The organism is uncultured Veillonella sp. (assembly GCF_915069625.1).
In the GTDB taxonomy this organism is placed as follows: domain Bacteria; phylum Bacillota; class Negativicutes; order Veillonellales; family Veillonellaceae; genus Veillonella.
In genome coordinates this window covers 1-4,936 of sequence record NZ_CAJZFD010000155.1, presented here as the reverse complement: position 1 = coordinate 4,936, position 4,936 = coordinate 1, and the positions used below count along the sequence as shown (strand labels likewise).

Genomic DNA, 4,936 nt, shown 5'->3' with positions numbered 1-4,936 from the left:
TATTGTAACATAGATGTTAACGCTTCACCACCAGCTTTTAATGCATCCATTAATTTAGCTGGTTCTTTACCGCCTGCTTGAGCCATATCTGGACGGCCACCGCCATTACCACCAGCTACTTGAGCTGCAGCTTTTACGATATTACCTGCTTTTGCACCTTTAGCCACTACATCTTTAGAGACTTTACATACAAAGTTAACCTTGTCATCACCCATAGCAGCGCCTACAAGCACTACGCCAGAACCATTTAATTTATCAAGGCCCATATCAGCTAGATCACGTAATTCATCAATAGAAGAAGCTTTTACAGAAGCCGCTACAAATGCTACATCGCCAATCATAACCTTGCCAGCAATGATATCAGCTGCACCAGCAGCAGAAAGCTCTTTACGAATTTGTTCTAATTCTTTAGCAGTTTCTTTTGCTTCTGCCAATACTTGATGCAAGCGTTCTTCTACTTGAGGCGCTTTAGTTTTAAGTTCCCCTGCCATACGTTCAATTGTCAAACGATCATGTTTTGCTGCATCAAGAGCAGCACGACCTGTAATCGCTTCAATACGACGTACACCAGAACCGATACCTGCTTCAGATGTTAAACGGAAGGAACTAATGAAAGCTGTGTTGCCTACATGAGAACCACCACATAATTCAACGGAGAAGCCAGGAACCTCTACAACACGAACTACATCGCCATATTTATCGCCAAAGAGTGCCATCGCACCTTTTGCTTTAGCTTCGTCCATGGACATTTCAGCAATTGCTAGGTCTGTAGCTTTTAGAATCTCTTCGTTTACAAGAGCTTCGATTTGATCAAGTTCCTCTTGTGTTACAGGGGAGAAATGAGTGAAGTCAAAGCGCAAGTAATCAGGAGTTACTAGAGAACCAGCTTGGTTAACATGCTCGCCAAGAACCTTTTTCAATGCTGCATGTAACAAGTGTGTTGCTGTATGATTGCGGGCCATTGCTGCGCGACGATTTGTATCCACTTCAAGTGTTACATCATCACCTTCAGAGATAGAACCTTCTACAACAGTACCGATATGATATACAGTGCCTTCAGGTAAACGTTTTGTATTATGAACCTCTACCTTACCCATTGGGCCAACGATAAAGCCTGTATCACCTAATTGCCCCCCCCCTTCAGCATGGAATGGAGTAGTGCGTACGATAACAGTAATTTCATCGCCATCAGCTGCTGTTTGCAAGCGTTCAGAACCTTTACCAAGCATCAATACGGAGGATGCAGTTTCTGCTTCATCTTCAACAAGTTCTTCGTCTTTCAAGAACGTAATGTCTGGTGTTGCTACCTTCGCATCTTCTTTTACACGAGCTTCACGAGCGCGTTCGCGTTGTTCCTTCATAGCTGCTTCAAAACCTTCATGGTCAATTGTAAAGCCGCGTTCAGAAGCAATTTCTTCTGTTAATTCCCAAGGGAATCCATATGTATCATATAGTTTGAATACTTCTGTACCAGGAACTACAGTTGCTTTTTCAGCAGCCAATGTGTCGATCAAGGAGTTCAATAACTCAAGACCTTGTTCCAATGTTTGGTTGAAGCGTTCTTCTTCATTTTGTACAACACGTTTAACGAAGTCTTGTTTTTCAGCGATGGATTTAATACCAGGGCCAAGGATGTCTACGACTACATCAATAAGTGGTGTTAAGAAGATACCCTCAATACCAAGCAAACGACCATGACGTACAGCACGACGCAAAATACGACGCAATACGTAACCGCGACCTTCGTTGGATGGCAATACACCATCGGAAATCAATGCAGTAACAGCACGAGCGTGGTCAGCAATAACCTTCAAAGAAACATCTGTATTTGGATCTTCGTTATACTTAACACCAGCGCGTTTTGCAGTCGCTTCGATGATTGGGAAAATTAAATCTGTTTCAAAGTTTGTTTTACAACCTTGTAATACAGAAGCCAATCGTTCAAGACCAGCGCCAGTATCGATGTTTTTATGTTGCAATGGTTCGTAGGAACCATCTGGCATTTTATTGAATTGTGTAAATACTAAGTTCCAGATTTCAAGATATCGATCGCAGTCACAACCTGGTGCACAGTTAGGATCATCACAACCATGTTCAGGACCTTGGTCGAAGAAAATTTCACTATCAGGACCGCATGGGCCTTCACCAATTTCCCAGAAGTTATCTTCAAGTCGTGTAATATGACTTTCCTCTACGCCACAATCATTGTGCCATGTATCATAAGCTTCTTGGTCATCTGGATATACAGTAACATATAATCTATTTTTATCGAGTTTAATAACTTCAGTTAAGAACTCCCAGGCCCAGTGAATCGCTTCTTTTTTGAAGTAATCACCGAAGGAGAAGTTACCAAGCATTTCAAAGAATGTATGGTGACGAGCTGTGCGACCTACGTTTTCAAGGTCACCAGTACGCATACATTTTTGGCTTGTTGTAATACGATGACAAGGAGGTACCAATTTACCTGTAAAGAAAGGCTTCAATGGCGCCATACCTGCCCCGATCAATAATAGAGACGGATCGTTTTCTGGAATAAGAGAAAAACTATCTAATTTTAAATGTCCTTTGCTTTCAAAAAACTGCAAGTATGCTTGACGCAGTTCATTACCCTTCATGTGTATATTCCTCCTAAAATTATTTACTCTTCATTATAACGTAAAACCGATATAAAATCTATCAAAAACATTGAGGTCATGCGGAGTTCCTATACTTTTACAATGAGAAAAGTTAGGATCAAATTCAAGATTTACATAAACGAAAAAGAGGTTATACAAATCAACAGAACATAATTGATTCGTATAGCCTCTTTTAAAGCTAGTTATATATTAGCTTAGATAACGCGTTTTGCGCCGATATAGCGTTCACCCCAATAGCCAGTATCAAGATCTGCTACTGCTACACCACGACTGGAAGTGGCGCTGATGAACTTGCCATCACCAATATAAATACCGGAGTGAGACGGACCTGGTTCATATGTTTCAAAGAATACCAAATCCCCGGCTTTCAAGTTTGCACGAGAAACTTCAACACCTACGTTATATTGTTCATCTGCCAAACGTGGTAAAGAGATACCTTGTTTTGCAAATACATATTTAACGTAACCAGAGCAGTCAAAACCACTTGGAGTAGTACCACCAAATACATATGGTACACCGCGATATTTGTCCGCTTCTGCCAAGATAGCGTGGATGCTATTTGGTGTTTCGCTTTTCGTAATATTATTTAATTTAATGTTTTTGCCAGTAATGGATTGACCTGCGATACGACGAGACGTCGCATTGCTGTTTGTGAAAGCGGATTTCGTCGCCACTGCTTTAGTCGCCGCATTTTGAGTCAATACTGCCTTCGTAGAACGAGGAGCGCTCATCAATGCATTATACGTAGCAGGACCTACGATACCGTCCACTGGTAAGCCACGATCTTGTTGAAACAGACGAACTGCCCATTTCGTTTCTTTACCATATACACCATTTTTATCTGTAGCATTATAACCGTGTTTAATTAGTTGTTGTTGAACCGCTGTAACACTTTTGCCCTTATCACCATATTGTAATGTTGTTGCACCTACCATGGCTGTTGTGGCACACACAAAAGTTAATGTTAATGCCGTTATTTTAACCTTACTATATTTTGACTTCATATGCTTCCTTTCCAAAAACTTTTAAAGTAAGTTATTTATTCAAAATATACTAACCGTCTATTTATTTGCATTCACAAATACAGCTAGTCTTCTTTGCTTTTGTTAGTATAAGTCTCAGGTGCCATAAACACATCTGCACTACTAGGTCCAAGTAATGGAGCCTCTTCATGCTCATCAAAGTTTATAGCTGACTTAACCCAATACAAAGGCCGTTGCTTCACCTCTTCAAAAATACGACCTACATACTCGCCAATAATTCCCAGTCCGACGAGTTGAATCCCACCAATGAACAAAATTGATACGCCCAAGGTAGTCCATCCATTCAAGGCTTGACCCGTAAGATATACATACAAGAGGTGCAATATAAGCAAGAAGCTCAACCCACCACATAGTACACCGACGTACAAAGCAGCCCGTAAAGGAACTCTTGAAAAGGCGGTTACCCCATCGAGAGCAAATCGTATCATTTTACGCACACTAAACTTTGAGACCCCTGCAAAACGAGGTGGCGCTACGAAGTGCAACTCAGCTTGTCTATACCCTAAGGCACCAACAATACCGCGTAAGAAACGACCATGTTCTCTAAACCGTTTCAACGTGCCCAATGCTTTACTATTCATGAGACGGAAATCAGATCCACCTTCAACAATAGGAACATCAGCCATTTTGTTCATTAGTTTGTAATAATACTTAGACGTGAAAGATTTAGCCCAACTAGCATCTTCAGTTGAATCGCGTATGGTGCGCACCACATCATACCCCGATTCCCACAACCGAACGAGTTCAGGAATCAAAGCCGGTGGATGCTGCATGTCACCGTCCATTGTAATAACTGCATCTCCATGAGCATAATCAAGACCACAAGTAAGCGCAGTCTGATGCCCAAAATTACGAGCAAGCAATAACACTTTGACACGTTTATCATTGTAAGCAATTTCACGTAATATCATAGATGACGAATCACTAGAACCGTCGTCTACGAAGATTAGTTCATAATCGTACGTGAGTCCTGACATAACATCAGTTACAGCTTTATAAAAATTCGCTATGTTCTCTTCTTCGTTATATACAGGCACTACAATAGAAAGTAACATAAATCCTCCAAAGTATTTTACTCACATATTTTAAGTTAATTAGTAAATTAAGGCAAATCACCAAGGTTAACAATAGGCGAATTTATATCTACAAATTCAGTAAATAAGCGATTTCTTCGCACTCTACCGCTTTTTCTCTTCATTTACCTTATATATAAGTATATCAAATAAGTAAAATATCATTTTATATATGAAACTACTT

Annotated in this window: 3 protein-coding genes; all 3 read right to left on the bottom strand. The window is 40.5% G+C overall.

Going from position 1 to position 4,936, the window contains the following annotated elements:
* The coding region (gene alaS, locus QZ548_RS07915; protein WP_295869543.1) for an alanine--tRNA ligase at positions 1-2,615 on the bottom strand (2,615 nt) is incomplete at its 3' end.
* 215 nt (positions 2,616-2,830) lie between these two features.
* Complete coding sequence (locus QZ548_RS07910; protein WP_295805345.1) at positions 2,831-3,640, bottom strand: NlpC/P60 family protein; 810 nt, start codon at positions 3,638-3,640, stop codon at positions 2,831-2,833.
* Positions 3,641-3,723: 83 nt separating this feature from the next.
* The gene (locus QZ548_RS07905) at positions 3,724-4,734 is read right to left on the bottom strand and encodes a glycosyltransferase family 2 protein (RefSeq protein ID WP_295869541.1); all 1,011 of its coding nucleotides are present in this window, start codon (positions 4,732-4,734) and stop codon (positions 3,724-3,726) included.
* Positions 4,735-4,936: the final 202 nt, after the last annotated feature.

Excerpts from the sequence above, each read along its gene's own strand:
- QZ548_RS07905 (WP_295869541.1), bottom strand. The coding sequence starts at position 4,734 with ATGTTACTTTCTATTGTAGTGCCTGTATATAACGAAGAAGAGAACATA.
- QZ548_RS07910 (WP_295805345.1), bottom strand. The coding sequence starts at position 3,640 with ATGAAGTCAAAATATAGTAAGGTTAAAATAACGGCATTAACATTAACT.